At 70.1% G+C, this 12,979-nt stretch carries 14 protein-coding genes; 5 read left to right on the top strand and 9 right to left on the bottom strand.

Going from position 1 to position 12,979, the window contains the following annotated elements:
- Positions 1–369: 369 nt before the first annotated feature.
- On the top strand, positions 370–825 hold the full coding sequence (locus tag ACFZBU_RS38740) for a helix-turn-helix domain-containing protein (RefSeq protein WP_391588461.1): 456 nt from the start codon (positions 370–372) through the stop codon (positions 823–825).
- A 201-nt stretch (positions 826–1,026) separates the two neighbouring features.
- Complete coding sequence (locus ACFZBU_RS38735; protein WP_391588460.1) at positions 1,027–4,146, top strand: Helicase associated domain protein; 3,120 nt, start codon at positions 1,027–1,029, stop codon at positions 4,144–4,146.
- 148 nt (positions 4,147–4,294) lie between these two features.
- Here ACFZBU_RS38735 and ACFZBU_RS38730 read toward each other — a convergent pair whose 3' ends face one another.
- The 4 genes from ACFZBU_RS38730 to ACFZBU_RS38715 form a co-directional block, all read right to left on the bottom strand.
- On the bottom strand, positions 4,295–5,422 hold the full coding sequence (locus tag ACFZBU_RS38730) for a hypothetical protein (protein WP_391588459.1): 1,128 nt from the start codon (positions 5,420–5,422) through the stop codon (positions 4,295–4,297).
- A 428-nt stretch (positions 5,423–5,850) separates the two neighbouring features.
- On the bottom strand, positions 5,851–6,210 hold the full coding sequence (locus tag ACFZBU_RS38725) for a helix-turn-helix domain-containing protein (RefSeq protein ID WP_391588458.1): 360 nt from the start codon (positions 6,208–6,210) through the stop codon (positions 5,851–5,853).
- Positions 6,211–6,228: 18 nt separating this feature from the next.
- Positions 6,229–7,218, bottom strand: a complete 990-nt coding sequence (locus ACFZBU_RS38720; RefSeq protein WP_391588457.1) for a tyrosine-type recombinase/integrase — start codon at positions 7,216–7,218, stop codon at positions 6,229–6,231.
- Positions 7,219–7,392: 174 nt separating this feature from the next.
- Positions 7,393–7,815, bottom strand: coding sequence for an AAA family ATPase (locus tag ACFZBU_RS38715; protein ID WP_391588456.1), 423 nt, complete (start codon positions 7,813–7,815; stop codon positions 7,393–7,395).
- A gap of 3 nt (positions 7,816–7,818) precedes the next feature.
- Here ACFZBU_RS38715 and ACFZBU_RS38710 point away from each other — a divergent pair, with 3 nt between their 5' ends.
- The 3 genes from ACFZBU_RS38710 (at position 7,819) to ACFZBU_RS38700 (ending at position 8,907) form a co-directional block, all read left to right on the top strand.
- Positions 7,819–8,211 (top strand): hypothetical protein, encoded by a 393-nt coding sequence (locus ACFZBU_RS38710; RefSeq protein ID WP_391588455.1) that lies wholly within the window; start codon positions 7,819–7,821, stop codon positions 8,209–8,211.
- An 88-nt stretch (positions 8,212–8,299) separates the two neighbouring features.
- Positions 8,300–8,650, top strand: a complete 351-nt coding sequence (locus ACFZBU_RS38705; protein WP_391588454.1) for a hypothetical protein — start codon at positions 8,300–8,302, stop codon at positions 8,648–8,650.
- Complete coding sequence (locus ACFZBU_RS38700) at positions 8,647–8,907, top strand: hypothetical protein (RefSeq protein WP_391588453.1); 261 nt, start codon at positions 8,647–8,649, stop codon at positions 8,905–8,907. The genes ACFZBU_RS38705 and ACFZBU_RS38700 overlap by 4 nt, the downstream gene beginning before the upstream one ends.
- A gap of 5 nt (positions 8,908–8,912) precedes the next feature.
- On the opposite strand, the gene ACFZBU_RS38695 is transcribed toward ACFZBU_RS38700, so the two are convergent.
- From ACFZBU_RS38695 to ACFZBU_RS38675, 5 genes are all read right to left on the bottom strand, one after another.
- Positions 8,913–9,149, bottom strand: a complete 237-nt coding sequence (locus tag ACFZBU_RS38695) for a hypothetical protein (RefSeq protein WP_391588452.1) — start codon at positions 9,147–9,149, stop codon at positions 8,913–8,915.
- 71 nt (positions 9,150–9,220) lie between these two features.
- Positions 9,221–9,616 carry a VOC family protein gene (locus ACFZBU_RS38690; protein WP_391588466.1) on the bottom strand — a complete coding sequence of 132 codons (396 nt, stop codon included), beginning with the start codon at positions 9,614–9,616 and terminating at the stop codon, positions 9,221–9,223.
- 1,022 nt (positions 9,617–10,638) lie between these two features.
- A complete protein-coding gene (locus ACFZBU_RS38685) occupies positions 10,639–10,875 on the bottom strand; it encodes a hypothetical protein (protein WP_391588451.1) in 237 nt (78 codons plus the stop codon).
- 11 nt (positions 10,876–10,886) lie between these two features.
- Entirely contained in the window at positions 10,887–11,339 is a 453-nt protein-coding gene (locus tag ACFZBU_RS38680) for an AAA family ATPase (RefSeq protein ID WP_391588450.1), read from the bottom strand.
- A gap of 60 nt (positions 11,340–11,399) precedes the next feature.
- Positions 11,400–12,428 carry a restriction endonuclease gene (locus ACFZBU_RS38675; protein ID WP_391588449.1) on the bottom strand — a complete coding sequence of 343 codons (1,029 nt, stop codon included), beginning with the start codon at positions 12,426–12,428 and terminating at the stop codon, positions 11,400–11,402.
- Between the last annotated feature and the right edge of the window lie 551 nt (positions 12,429–12,979).

Genomic DNA, 12,979 nt, shown 5'->3' with positions numbered 1-12,979 from the left:
CCCGCGGAGCGGGTCCCCAAGCCGCTGCGCGGCTTGCGAGTGAAGCGAGCCGCGTTGCGGCTCGCGGTGGCGCGTTGCGCCACCGGAGGCTCCCCGCGTTGCGGGGAGCTCGATCCGCGTTGCGGATCGAAAGGAAGTGAAGGCCTCCCGCGTTGCGGGAGGCGTCCGATCCGCGTTGCGGCTCGGACCAGGGCCGCGTTGCGGCCCGCCGGCAGCACGAAGTGGGTTGCGGTTTCGGGGAGTTCCTCACGCGAGTGAGTGTGGGCTCCCCGCGTTGCGGGGAGCAACCGATCCGCGATGTGGATCGGCGGGCGTCGTCGGCGAAGTGGGGGTTGCCGGGGTGGTGGGTGGGGCCGGCATCGTTTTGTCATGACCGCATCCATGCCCCGGCAGGTATTCCGTCTGCGTTTCAAGGAGTTCGTCGTCGACCCCGCGGACCCGGATGTCACCTGTCGCGAACTCGACCTCCACGCGGACCTGTTGACCTTCGAGGACGGCACCACCACGTTCTGGCTGGAGGGAGTCGAGATGTGCGACTTCCCCTCCGCGTTGCTGGGCTCGGTGGAGTTGATCCCCGTCCCCGACACGAACACGAACGTGAGGAAACGGACGGCGAGCGCGGACGAGGCCGCGGGCAAGGCCTACTCGGTGGAAGAGATCCGCAAGCGGCACGGCAACGCCTACCAGCGGTGGACCCCCGAGGACGAGCAACTTCTCCTGGAACTCCACGCCGCCGGCCACGGCATCGACGAGCTCGCCCGGCGCTTCGATCGTCAACCGAGCGCGATCCGTTCGCGACTGGGAAAATTGGGCGTGCCGGAGTGAGGCGGGGCGGCAGGCCTGTCCCCTCCCCCGCTCGAACACGGGCTGTGGGTTCGGCGGGCGGATCGGCGCGGGTCGTTGTCGTCCACGATTTCATTCATTCGAGGCTGCTCGGTGACTTCAAGGTTCATGTGACTCAAAAATTTCGCAGGTAGACTTTGATGTGAAGCGAGTACCACGTCGGAGGCATGACGAGGAGGGCCGGTGCCCGATTTCGCACCACGGCCTCGGCCGCACCAGATCGAAGCCGTCGACGCCGCCGTACGCGGCCTCGAAGGCCCCGTACGGCCCGGGGGCAACCGCGGACTCCTGGTGTCGGCCACCGGCACCGGCAAGACCCTCATCGCCGCCGAGACCGCCAGGCGCCTCGCCCCCACCGGCGGCACCCTCGTCCTGGTCCCCACCCTGGACCTGCTCACCCAGACCGTCACCGCCTGGCGCACCCTCGGACACGAAGAGGCCATGCTCGCCGTCTGCTCCCTCGAGGGCGACGACGCGCTCGGCGCAGCGGACGTGCGCGCCACCACCAGCGGGCCCAGCCTCGCCCTGTGGGCCCAACGGCACGGTCGGTACACGGTGTTCGGCACCTATGCCTCGCTGGGCAGCATCATCCACGCGCACACCGGGCCCTACGGGATCCCCGCTTTGAGGGCTTGGACGCTGGTGCTGTGCGACGAGGCGCACCGCGCCGCCGGACACGTCGACAAGAGTTGGACCGACATCCACGACAACGCCCTCGTCCCGGCGCAGCGGCGGCTGTACATGACCGCCACACCCCGCATCTACGAATCCTTCAAAGGACGGCGCAGGAGGCGGCGCGGCGAACGAGGCGGTGGCGGTGTCGGGGATGGCGCGGGCGGTCAGGGGACGCTCTTCGAGGTGGGGTCCGGGGTTGCGGCGCGGGGCGCGGGCGGCGGTCTCGAGCGCCACGTCGAACCTCACAGTGGATCACACATTGAACTTCCGCCGATTCCTGACGACATCGCATTCGACATCGATTCGGAATACGAGTATTTCTCACCGGAAATGCAAACCGGGGCGATCGACGAAGTCGGTGAAATGCCCTATTCTACTGACGGTATGTCAGGTGACGGGTCGTCGGATGTCGGAGAGTCCCGTGCCGGCGGGTCGGACACAGGCGCCGGGGGCGCGCCGGGCATCGGGCGGGCGCAATACCGGCGGGCGGCGCTGCCCGAGGAGCTCGCGGTGTCCATGGACGGCCCGGAGTACGGGCCTCGACTCTTCCATCTGGGGCTTGCCGAGAGCATCCAACGCGGGCTGCTCGCGCGGTTCGTGGTGCTGGTGGCGGACATCAGGGACAAGGAGTTGAACCAGGCCCGGCGCGACGCGCGAAAGGCCCTCGACGACGAGAGTCCGGACGTGCCGAGGCTGGTCGAGGCCTGGCGCGGCAAACGCCTCGCCGCACTGCAGACCGCGCTGTTGAAGACCGCCCGCGAGAACGGGCTCCGGACCGTCATCACGTTCCATCACCGCGTCGTCGAGGCCAAAGCCTTCGCGTTGGGGCTCCCCGAAGTCGGCCGACGGCTGCGCGCCGAACTCCCGGACCAGGCCCCGACGGACGTCCGCGCCGAATGGCTCCACGGGGACCACCCGGCCGAACACCGGCGGCGGGTCCTCGGCCGGTTCGCCGAACCCGGGGTCCCTGGCGACCTGTCCGTGGTGGCGAACGTACGGATCCTCGGCGAGGGCATCGATTGCCCGGCCGTCGACGCGGTGGCGATTTTCGATGAAATGTCCAGCATCGTGAACATCACCCAGGCCCTCGGAAGAGCCCTCCGGCAGAAACCGGGACAAGGCAAGACCGCCGCCATCGTCGTCCCCGTCTTCCTCGACGACCACGAACACCCCGACGACATGCTCCTGTCCGACGGACACCGGTACCTGGTGACCGTGCTCGAGGCATTGAGGGCCCACGCGCCCGAGATGGTCGAGGCGTTGGCCGTCCCCCAGGCCCGGGCACGCGGCGCCACGAGGACAGTCGCCGAGGACGGAGCCGACCGGGACCGGGACGGCGCAGCGGTGGGCGGCGCAGCGAGCGGTGACACGGCGGCCGAAGGGGGCGCGGGAGGGACCGGGGAGGACGTCGGTGGGGTCGCGAAGGGCGTTGGCGGGGCTGTGGAGGGCACGGCCGGACCGGCTGATGCAAACGGGCCGGGCGCCGGCGGTGAGTCCGAGACGCGGCCGTTTCTGCGGTTCTCCAGCCCGCGTAACCCGGCGGTGGTGGCGGACTTCGTCCGGTTGCGGGTCATCGACCCGGACGAACGCGACTGGACCCGCGGCTACCTCGCCGCGCGGCGATTCCTACGGGCCCACGGGCACATGAGGATCCCCCTCGACGCACGCGACGAACACGACCACGAGTATCCGGTCGGGCAATGGGCCGCCGTTCAACGACGCGAGTACGCCGCGGGACGCCTGCACAGGGACCGGGTGCGCAAGCTCGTCATGCTCGGGATGGTGTGGTCGCACCCCGACGCCGCGTTCGAGGACGGACTCGCCGTCGCCCGGCGCTGGGCGCAGCGGCACGGACACCTCGCCGCACCACAGGGAGCCTTCCAGGACGGCGTACGCATCGGACAATGGCTCGCCAACCAGCGGCGCGCGGGTGTTTTGGACGCACACCCCGAACGCCGCCGGGCCCTGGAGGAGTTGGACCCGTGGTGGAAGCCCGACGGGTGGACCATCGCCTGGCAACGCGCCTGCAACGAAGTCCGACTGTTCCTCGAGCGCGGCGGGGCCCTCGACGAACTCGCGCCCGGACACATCGCCGGCGGCGAAGACATCGGCAGATGGGCGCAGCGACACCGGCGGCCGGACGTGAGGGCCGGGCTGCGGGCCGGACAACTCCAGCAACTCCGGGAACTCGGCATCCCGGCCGAAACCGAACACGGCGCAGCGGCGGGCGAAGGCGGCGCAGCGGACGGCGACGGTGTCGAGGACGGCGTGGCGGCGGCTGCCGGCGTCGGTGGTGCGGGAGGTCGTGGCGGGAGGAACGGCACGGAGGAGGGCGGTGCGGTTGTTGGCGGCGACGGCGCCGGGGCGGCCCCGGTGCCGAGGCGCGGGCGGGGCGCGTGGGAGACGGCGTTGGCTGCGGCCGTCGCCTACCGCGAACGCGAAGGACACCTCGAAGTGCCTCGAGGGCACGTCGAGATCGTGACGATGCAGACGACGGCCGGGCCCGACGACGGCGGCGGGGTCGTCGACGTGCGGCTCGGCAAGTGGGTCAACAACCAACGGACCCGGCGGACTTCGTTGAACGAGGAACGGGTCCGGCTCCTCACCGAACTCGGCATGCGCTGGTGAGGTGGGGTGTCGGGTGGGCGTGTTCGTGTTCGGTGGATGTGAGATTCGCAGCCGATCGACAGACCGGTCGACCCGAGCACGTCGTGGGGCGGTGAGCCGGCGGTGGCCGTGGGGATGTGTCTGTGATGTCTTCATACCTGGTGGGTCGTCATATCGGTTTGGTCAGGTGCGGGTTGGGTTGGTAGTGGGCGACGCCCGCGTAGGACATCCCCAGTGATGTGGTGAGGATCTTGGCATCGAGTTCGTCTGCCAGGGTGAGCAGCCGGGTGGAGCGCAGGATGCGGGGCGGGAGACCGGCAGGGGCGAGGGTGTCGCGGACGTGGGCGGATCCGGCGGGGCCGTGGTGGGTGCGGGTGAGTCGGGTGACGAGCAGGTGGGGGTTGTCCGTGCCGAGTCTGTGCCGGTGGTCTTGGCAGCGTTGCAGTGCCGTCCAGGTCGCCTCGTCGAGTGGGAGGGCCACTGATCTGCCGGGAAAGTGGACGCTCCGGCGGCCGGGGTTGATTCCGGTGTCGGTGAGCAGGCGCAACTCGGTGATGGTCGCTGCGTGGAGCAGGGCGGCAAGGCCGATGAAGGCCTCGTGCGGATGGATGTCGTGGCGGGTGGTCCACCGCCGGTACAGGGTGCGCTGCCGGGCGGGGGTGAGGGTCGGGCCGTGGAATCCCCTCGGTTGTGCGGCGGATATCGGGTGGGTGGGGTTGTGGAGGATGGCCTTGGAGCGGTGGGCGTACGCGAAGAACTGACGCAGTGCCGCCAATCGGGACGCGCGGAGGGAGGAGTTGACGGCCAGGAAGGATTCCAGGTCGGCAGTGGTGACGCTCGCCCAGCTCGTACGGCCTGCGCCTGCGGTGTGGAGGTGGAGGGCCAGGTCACGGACGCCGGCGAGGCGGATCTCGATGGTCTTCGGCTGGTTGGGGCGTAGTCCCAGTTGCTCGGCTTGCTCGCGTTGGAGCAGGAGAAACTCGGCGAACCGTGCGACTGGGGGGCGCAGCGGGGCGGGTGTGGCCTGGATACGGCGGGCGCGGCGGGCTGCCGCCCGCTGGTCGGCTAGGCCCGGTGGTGGGTCGAGGTGGCCGTGGGTGCGGAAGAAGTCGGTGAGTGCTCCGACGAGTTCGGGGGCTTCGTGGGTGGCGCGGGCGAGGAGGCGGCGGGGGTCGCCGGTCGAGGTGTCGAGGATCAGGCGCGCTGTGGTGGCGACGATGTCGGCCGCGTATATCGGGTGGCGATGCTCCGCGAGATGCGCGGCGAGGTCGTTCCACCAGGAGGGGGCATTGGGCATGCGCTCGACCCAGCCGGCTGCGCGGGACAAGACGGTGTGGGGTGAGTGCTCGTAGCAGCGCTTGCAGAGACTCTTGGCCCACTGGCCGCTGGTTCCGCATCGTGCACAGGGTGCCGGGGCTGGTGCGGTGGCGGGATCGGCGCAGGCTCGACAGCGCTGGGTCGCCGCGTCGAGGACACGTCGGTGTCCGCAGTTCCGGCAGGGGCCTCGAGCCGGTTTTCCGGCGGATCGGCGTCGGCATGCCGCGCACACTTCCTGGGCGGATCTGCGCGGGGCACCGCACAGGGTGCAGGTCCGCGAACACCAGGGGCAACGGCCGGTGTCGGGGCACAGCCAGCGCAGTCGGTGACAGGCCCGGCAGGTGTCCTTGACGCGAGGTGATGTGGCACGGGTGGTCGCAAGAAGGTTCGTTGCGGGGCCGGGGGTGGTCACAGCGGTGGCAAGGATCGGTGGCGGGGCGCGGATTGCTGTCGCGAGGGTGGCGGGGACGAAGTGGTGCTTGGTGGGGGTGCGGCGGGCTCGCCGACGGCCAGCAGGTCGCCCGGGGTGCAGTCGAGTGCGGCGCACAGCGCGGCCAGGGTGGACAGTTTCACCTGGGAGGGCTGCTTGGTGAACAGGGCGGATACCGATGCCGCGGACAGTTCGAGGCCTGCCCGCTCGGCGAGGAGTCGGCGCAGTTCGGTGCCGGTCCAGATGCCGCGCTGTGCTGCGGCCATGCGCAGTCTCCATTCGATCTGCGGCAACAAAGCCGTGGGCTCGACGGTGTGCAGATGGGTCGGTGTGGTCATGGGCGTCCTGCCTGTGGGTCAGCCGGTCAGACCGGCGACAGCGGTCGATGTCGCGCGGCGCCACGCGTCCTCGACGAAGGTGAGTTGGGGGCGGACATAAACCATGGTCGAGGCGATGTGCCGGTGTCCGAGCAACTGCTGGACGACGAGCAGGTCCATGCCCTGCTCGTAGTGGTGGGTCGCACACGCGCGGCGCAGGTCGTGCGGAGTGAACCGGTCGCTGTCGGGTCGGCCTTCGATCTGGAGGAGACGGGCCAGACGGTCGCGCGTGGTCTCGGGCTTCAGGGGCCTTCCGTGGGCGTCGCAGAACAGTGCGGCGGTGTCGGGGAACAGGGGACGGACGTCGCGTTGGTACCAGGCGAGGATCCGGTCCAGCCCGTCGAGCATGGGTGCCCATCTCGGGCGTGGTCCCGAGGCGCCTGCCGCCTTGCCGAACCGTACGTGGAGTTTGCCTGTGGGGCCGAGTTCGGGGTGGACGTCGTATCGGTCGAGGTGGAGTGCTTCGCTCAGCCGCGGTGCGGAGTGGTACAGGGTGCGCAGCAGCGCGTAGTCCCGTGCCGCGGCCGGATAGTCGGACACGGCGGTCAGGCGGGCGCGGGCGAAGGCGAAGAACGCGGCGAGGCGTTCGGCCGAGGGCGGCAGCGGGCGGGGCGCGTCGTCCCAGACGTGGCGTAGCCGGTTGAACCGGTCCAGCGGGTCTTGGATCGGTTCTCCGTACAGAGCGTGGATCTGTACGGCGTGGCGCAGGCGCATGAACGTGTGGAACGCGCGCAGCATGTCCAGGTGGCGGCGCCTGGTTCCCGCGGCCCGGCCCGCGAGCAGCAGATCGCGGAGCATCGCGTCCACGTGGGCGGGTTCGATCCGCCACACGGGACGGTCGAAGTGGCCCAACACCCGCTCGAGCAGGCGGGTGTAGTAGCCGATCGTCGTCGCGGCGAAACCCCTCACCACCCAGGTGTCGGCGAACGCGTGTGCGCAGTCGGCCTGGAAGGCCCATACATCCGGCACCCGTCCGGCATCGACGGTCGGGGCAGCGGGCCCGCCCTCGACCAACCGCAGAAACGGCCTCTCCCCCATACCCCACCCGCCATCTCGTCACGACTGTTCGTTGAGGCAACACCTGAACACGACGCGTGCCACCGAAGCCATCAACGAGACACCGGAAGAAAAGCAACTCCCGCCTTACCAGCAACCCCCCAACCCACACGCCTCGCCGTTGAGCCATTGGGCCTCGTCGACCAGGAGGGTGCGGGGGTGGTGGGCGAGGGCCGTCTTCAGGAGACGGTCGAACTCGCTGGGATGACGGGGCGCCTCGCCCGGCAGGCCGAGCGAGGTGAACAACTCGTGCCGGACCGCGCGGGCGGTGGGGCGGGCGCGGAAGGTGATCCGGTGGACGTCCTCGTCGGGTTCGAGTTCGCGCAGGCAGGTGTTGACGGCGAGGGTCTTGCCGAAACCCGCTCCGCCGTGGATACACGTCATGGCGCGGGCAGCGATCGTGTCGGCCAGGTTCTCCCGCACGGTCAGCAGCGCGCGGGTGGTCACCAGTCGCGTGTCGGGCAGGCAGACGTACTGGTCGGTGTGGGCGGGCGGCAGGCGAGGGATCATGGGGTGTCCTCTTGGGCGGGGGTGGGTGCCGAGTCGATGGGCCGGGCGCGGGCTTTGAGCGTGTCGGGGGTGGCCCAGTCGGCCGGTGGCGGTGCGGGCGGGATCAGGTCGGGCAACGCCCAGCGCGGTCAGGTCGCCGTCGTGGTGGCGGGCCAGTTCCCGGGCGGCCTCGGCCGCGGTCAGGGCGTCCAGGCGCTGTGCGTCGGCAGGGGTGGACGTGGGGGCGAAGCGGTCGTGGCGGAGCTGTTCGGCGGCTTTGGCCTCGGCCCGCAGGCGGCGGGCGCGGGTGGCTCGGGCTCGGCGCAGTGCGGCGCGTTGTTCGTCGGTGGCCTGGTCGGCGAGGTGGGCGGTGCCGGTCTCGGGTGGTGCCGGTCTCGGGTGGTGTGCGTTGGCTGATCCGGTGGCGGGTCCGTTGGATGCCCTGTCGGTGGGGCACCGGCGATTAGAGTGTGGCCGTCGGATCGTCCTGAGGGAGGGGTGTGGGGTGACTGCCGAGCCCGAGTATTCGACTCCGGTGATCGCACGGCCGGAGTGCACGATCGAGGGTGTGCGTGCGGCGATCGCGTTGTTGGCGCCGCACTGGCTTCCCGAGATGGACCGGTCCCAGCGCGAGGCGACCGCGAAGGCGTTGGAGATCAACCGGCTCGATCCGTTGCGGGGCTGGTTGCGGCACTGGGCGGCGATCGCGGAGATCGAGCGTCACCCGGACCTGGCGTTTCGCTACCACCACGCCGAGCAGGTCGACACCGTCAGCGACGACCCCCGGGTGCGTGCCCGCGGTGTTCGGGTCGCCGGCGAGTTGTTGCGGGCCGCCTACGCCGCGGTGGGCGTGTGAGCTGGGGCTGGGAGTACGAACCCGACCAGGCGAGCGTGGTGGGCGGTGCGCCGGAGGCGTTCGTCGCCCTGGTCGAGACCGCGGTCGCGGAGATCGTCCGCGCGGCCGAGGCCCTGTATCTCGACGGGACGCTGTACGAGGGGCCCAATCCCCGCGCGGCGACCGCCTACATCGACGACGGCATGTTCGTGTACCTGATCGTGGTACGCAGCGAACGCGTATACGTCCTACAGACGACGTACCTCCCCGCACACTGACATCGTTACGTCCGCATGCGCACGGCTTGGGCGGCTTGTGTGTGACCGGGCAGGGCGGCGAACAGCATCCGCTCCATGCAGGTGTTGAGGTTCTCGATGCCGCCCTTCGGGTGGGGGCGGCGGGGCGGGAGGACGGTGATGTTCGCGTCCAGGGCGGTGAGCGCGGTGGTCACGGTGCGGGAGAGAAAGTTGCTGCCGCGGTCGAAGCGCACGTGTTCGGGCAGGCCGCTGTCCGTTGCCATCGAAACGAGGCGATTGACAGCGAATCAAGTTGTTTCGGCCTTTGCGCCGGCGATCCTGGACATTCGCGCTTTTACGGGAACGGACGCTTCTCAGTGCGGACCAGACAGAAGGGGTGTCCCGCCGGGTCCGCATAGATACGCCAGCTTCGCCCGCGCGGACCGATATCGAGCACCGTCGCGCCTGCGGCAAGCACCTCTCGCTGGGCCCGATCCAGATCTGCAACGCCCAGGTCCAGATGGAACTGCTGGGGCCGTGCGGGGTCCGGCCACTGCGGCCGCCGGTAGTTCGCCACGCGCTGGAAGGCGAGCACGAGACCGGACGGCGAGTGGAGCGTTGCCCAGCCGTCACCAGGTGCCCATCGCCGATCCTGCCGATTGACGACGCCGCCGAGAAGGGATCTGTAGAACTCGGACAGTCGCCTCGGATCAGGACAGTCCAACACCACGCACTGGAGATCAGCAATCACGACCAGACTGTAGACCGCGCCCGAGAACGCACCGAGCGTCCCCGGTCGCCCCGCGTCCAAGCTTGAGGCCGTGTCCTTGTGACAATCAGTCCAGTCCATGCAGGTGAGAGCGCCCAACTCGACTCTCTTCGTTGACAACACACAGCTGCCGAAGGGCCCGGAGGGGTGGGTGCGCACGATCGCGGAGCACAACGCGGCCAGGACCGAGGCTCGCGTGGGGTGGCCGGGTGTGACGGCGACGCCGGTGATCGCCTTGGTCGCGCAGTCGATGAACCAGGTGACGTACGGGTGGACGAGGTCACCGTCGGCGGTCACACGCAACGGGGCCTGGACGTGGTCGGCCTCCCGGGTGTGGTTGCGCCAGGTCCGCGGGCGCTTGGCGAACACGCCGGCGCCCGGGCGGCTTCCGGGCCCTTGCGGTGGCCGGCCCGCTCCCCCGCCGTCGGAATCCCGGCACAGTGCGCGCAGAAACGTCGACAGCGACGGCACCGGGCCGGCAACGGCACGGCGGCCGGCGGCGCACCACCCGGGAGCGGTGTGCCGGTCGGCCGGGGCGGTGGTGAGGCGGGCGAAGCCGGCGAGGCGACGTCGTCGGCCGTCGTGCCCGGGCCGGCGGCCGCACGGGCGCGGACGACGAGTTCACGGTGGACCGCGGAGGCGTTGCCGCGCCGATAGGCCGGCAACACCCGGATGGGCGGGGTGATCTCGAACCGGTCGCCGTGGCGAGCGCCCGGGGAGGCGGCGGTGGCGGAGGTCGTGGGGGCATCGGCCAACCATCGCCACACCGTGCGGTCGGAGACGTTCAGGCACTGCGCCGTGGTGTGGACGTGCGCGCGGGTGAGGCGGCGCTCGGCGCGCAACGCGAGCAGGCGGCGGACGGCCGGGGCTCGCAGGGCGGTCGACGACACGGTGTCGAGGGCAGGCTCGGACGGGGATGTCGAAGACTCCCGGGTGGCGGGGTCGTGGGGGGTGTTGATCGAGGTCCTCGTTCCTGCCCGTGGGAGCGGTGGATCGGCGATGAGTCAGGGGTTGGGGCCGAGGCGGGAGCAGGCCCAGGCCGGCAATGCGTGATCCACCGCGGTGTCCGGGTCTCGGCTGCGGGCGGCGTAGGCGTGGGATGTGATCTTCGCCCAGGAACGGAAGTTGCCTCGCGCACACGTCTGGTCCGCGTGGGCCACGTCTTCATCGGCCACGGCATCCCACAGCGGGTGGAACAGGCGCAGCACGCCTGGGACTTGAGGCGTGTCCAGGCGTGGCATCTGCTGCCGGGTCAGGACGCGGGAGGCCAGTGCGGGAGCCCGGGCGAGGGTGCGCTCGGCGCCGGCTCCACACAACACCAACGAGGTCCGAGTGGTGGGGGCGTCGACCAGGAGGCGTAGGTAGTCCAGTTCGGGAGCGGCGATGCGCCGGCATCGTCGACGATCAGGACGCCCGGTTCCTTCAGCGCGTCGATGAGCACGCGGTCGGCCGCGTCGGTGCGGTTCGTCAGGTGGGTGGTCGGCAGGCCGAACGCGGTGAGCAGCGCGGCGCGCAGCTGGGGCAGCGCGGGTTTGACCGCCACCTGTGCTCGATCGACCGGAATCCGTCTGGGCAGCAGACGCAACGCTTGGTGAACGGCGATCGTCTTGCCGTGGCCGGTGTCGCCGTACACGCCCATGATCCCGTGGGCGGCGACGGTATGAGTGAGTGCTTCGGCGACCTGGCCGAGTTGGCGTGTCGACACCAGGTGCGCGCCGGACGCGCAAAGCCGCGGCCGGGCCCGTGATGTCCCCGGGCCGGGTGATCACAGCAGCCCGACATGCCTCAACGCGTCCCCGGTCTCGGGATCGTCCGTCGTGTGGCCGTGCTCGAGGCTCTTCAACGAGGCGACACCCGCGACGACCTTGTCGACGTGGAAGGTCGACCAACTGCGGCACACCGGACAGTTGCGGCCCACGAGGAAGGGGCGCAGCAGGTGCAGTCGGTGTTCGCGGTCCCTCAGGTACAGGCTCCCGACCTCCAGGTCGTTGCCGTCGTGCGTCATCGTGCTCGTCGGCACGACCGGATGGTCACCGGTGAGCTCGCGGTAGTCCACCCGGGCCGACCCGCGCAGCGCGTCCCAGCGGACCGCGGTGACATGTACCAGGGGCCAGTCGGCGAGGAAGCGGGCCTCCTCCATCAGGGTGGTCAGGTCCGTGAACGCCTCCTGGAGGGCCTGTGGGAGATCGACCGGATCCACCCGGCGCAGATGCGCCTGATCGTTGCGGCGCCCCGACAGGCGCTGGCGCGCCCGGGTCGCCCGGGTATCCGACAACAGGGCTCCGAGGTCGTTCAAGGGATGCTCGGCAGCGAGCCCCCTCCTCTTACGGGAACCGGATATCTCGCCGAGGAGCGCCGCCCACTCGCCGAACCCCGGTCCCCCGCGGCCGGTCCGGAACTTGTCCCGGACGGCACTCAGTTCGCCCAGTTCGATGCCCTCCTCCCGGGCCAGCGCCGCCACCAACAGGGCGCTGTAGCACAGGAGGATCTCCGCGGTGTCCAGGACGGCCTCGTAGGCGAGGGTGTGCTCGCCCGCGCTGAGCCGGGCCTGGGCCTCCCTCCACCGCAACGCGACGGGATACGGGAAACGGGTACGGACGGTGTATCCGAAGTCGTCGAGCAACGACGCCGCCTCGACCCTCAACCGCAGGGTCCGCCCCGACCCGGTGATCCGCTCACGGGCCTCGGCGGCACTCGGATCGAGAAACACCGACCGCAGGAGCTCGTCCGCCTCCTCCTGCCACTTCCCCATGCGCTGCTTCGCAGCCTCCAACTCGTCCAAAGCGGTGGCCAACGCATCATCGGGCTGGGGAAGAGGCAGATCGGCGATCTGGCACCATGTAACGCGCAAGTTGTTCCTCGAGCCCGACAGGGTCCGGGCCAACGACGAACGCAGAAACAACAAGGTGAATCGCAACTGGCCTGCACTCAGGGGAGATTTGGGTCGCAGGACCACGACATTGTTGTCTGCCACAGCGGGCAGTTCCGCATCCGTGATCTCCCCGGCCACCAAACCTCCGGGGTCACCGTTCCCGTACACGGCCCTCAAGACCACGTCGCCGCCGCGTAGCGCAACTCCCCATCCGACCGCGCCTCGGGATTCAGACTCCGCGTCCGGCGGCGCGATCGTTCCATCTCTCGCGATGTCACGCCCACGGATAAGACGAACAGCATCCGACTCGTCCCGCTCGTGCTCGATCCTGCGGAGTTTCTCCTCGAGACTCGGCGTTGGGCACTCCCTCGAACACGGTGCCCAGTTTTGCGACACTTCCGTACCCGACGAGGTCCTCTCGCCTGGCGATCACCGCCGGATCGTGTCGGTCGAAATCCAGCCCCTCCCGCAAC

Origin of the sequence: Embleya sp. NPDC008237 (assembly GCF_042956465.1) — a bacterium.
Classification (GTDB): domain Bacteria; phylum Actinomycetota; class Actinomycetes; order Streptomycetales; family Streptomycetaceae; genus Embleya.
This window is presented reverse-complemented; position numbering and strand designations above follow the sequence as displayed.

Bases quoted from the DNA above. Each gene is read 5' to 3' on its own strand.
- ACFZBU_RS38740 (WP_391588461.1), top strand. From the start codon at position 370: ATGACCGCATCCATGCCCCGGCAGGTATTCCGTCTGCGTTTCAAGGAG.
- ACFZBU_RS38730 (WP_391588459.1), bottom strand. From the start codon at position 5,422: ATGCCCAATGCCCCCTCCTGGTGGAACGACCTCGCCGCGCATCTCGCG.
- ACFZBU_RS38725 (WP_391588458.1), bottom strand. From the start codon at position 6,210: ATGACCACACCGACCCATCTGCACACCGTCGAGCCCACGGCTTTGTTG.
- ACFZBU_RS38715 (WP_391588456.1), bottom strand. From the start codon at position 7,815: ATGATCCCTCGCCTGCCGCCCGCCCACACCGACCAGTACGTCTGCCTG.
- ACFZBU_RS38695 (WP_391588452.1), bottom strand. From the start codon at position 9,149: ATGGCAACGGACAGCGGCCTGCCCGAACACGTGCGCTTCGACCGCGGC.
- ACFZBU_RS38685 (WP_391588451.1), bottom strand. From the start codon at position 10,875: ATGCCACGCCTGGACACGCCTCAAGTCCCAGGCGTGCTGCGCCTGTTC.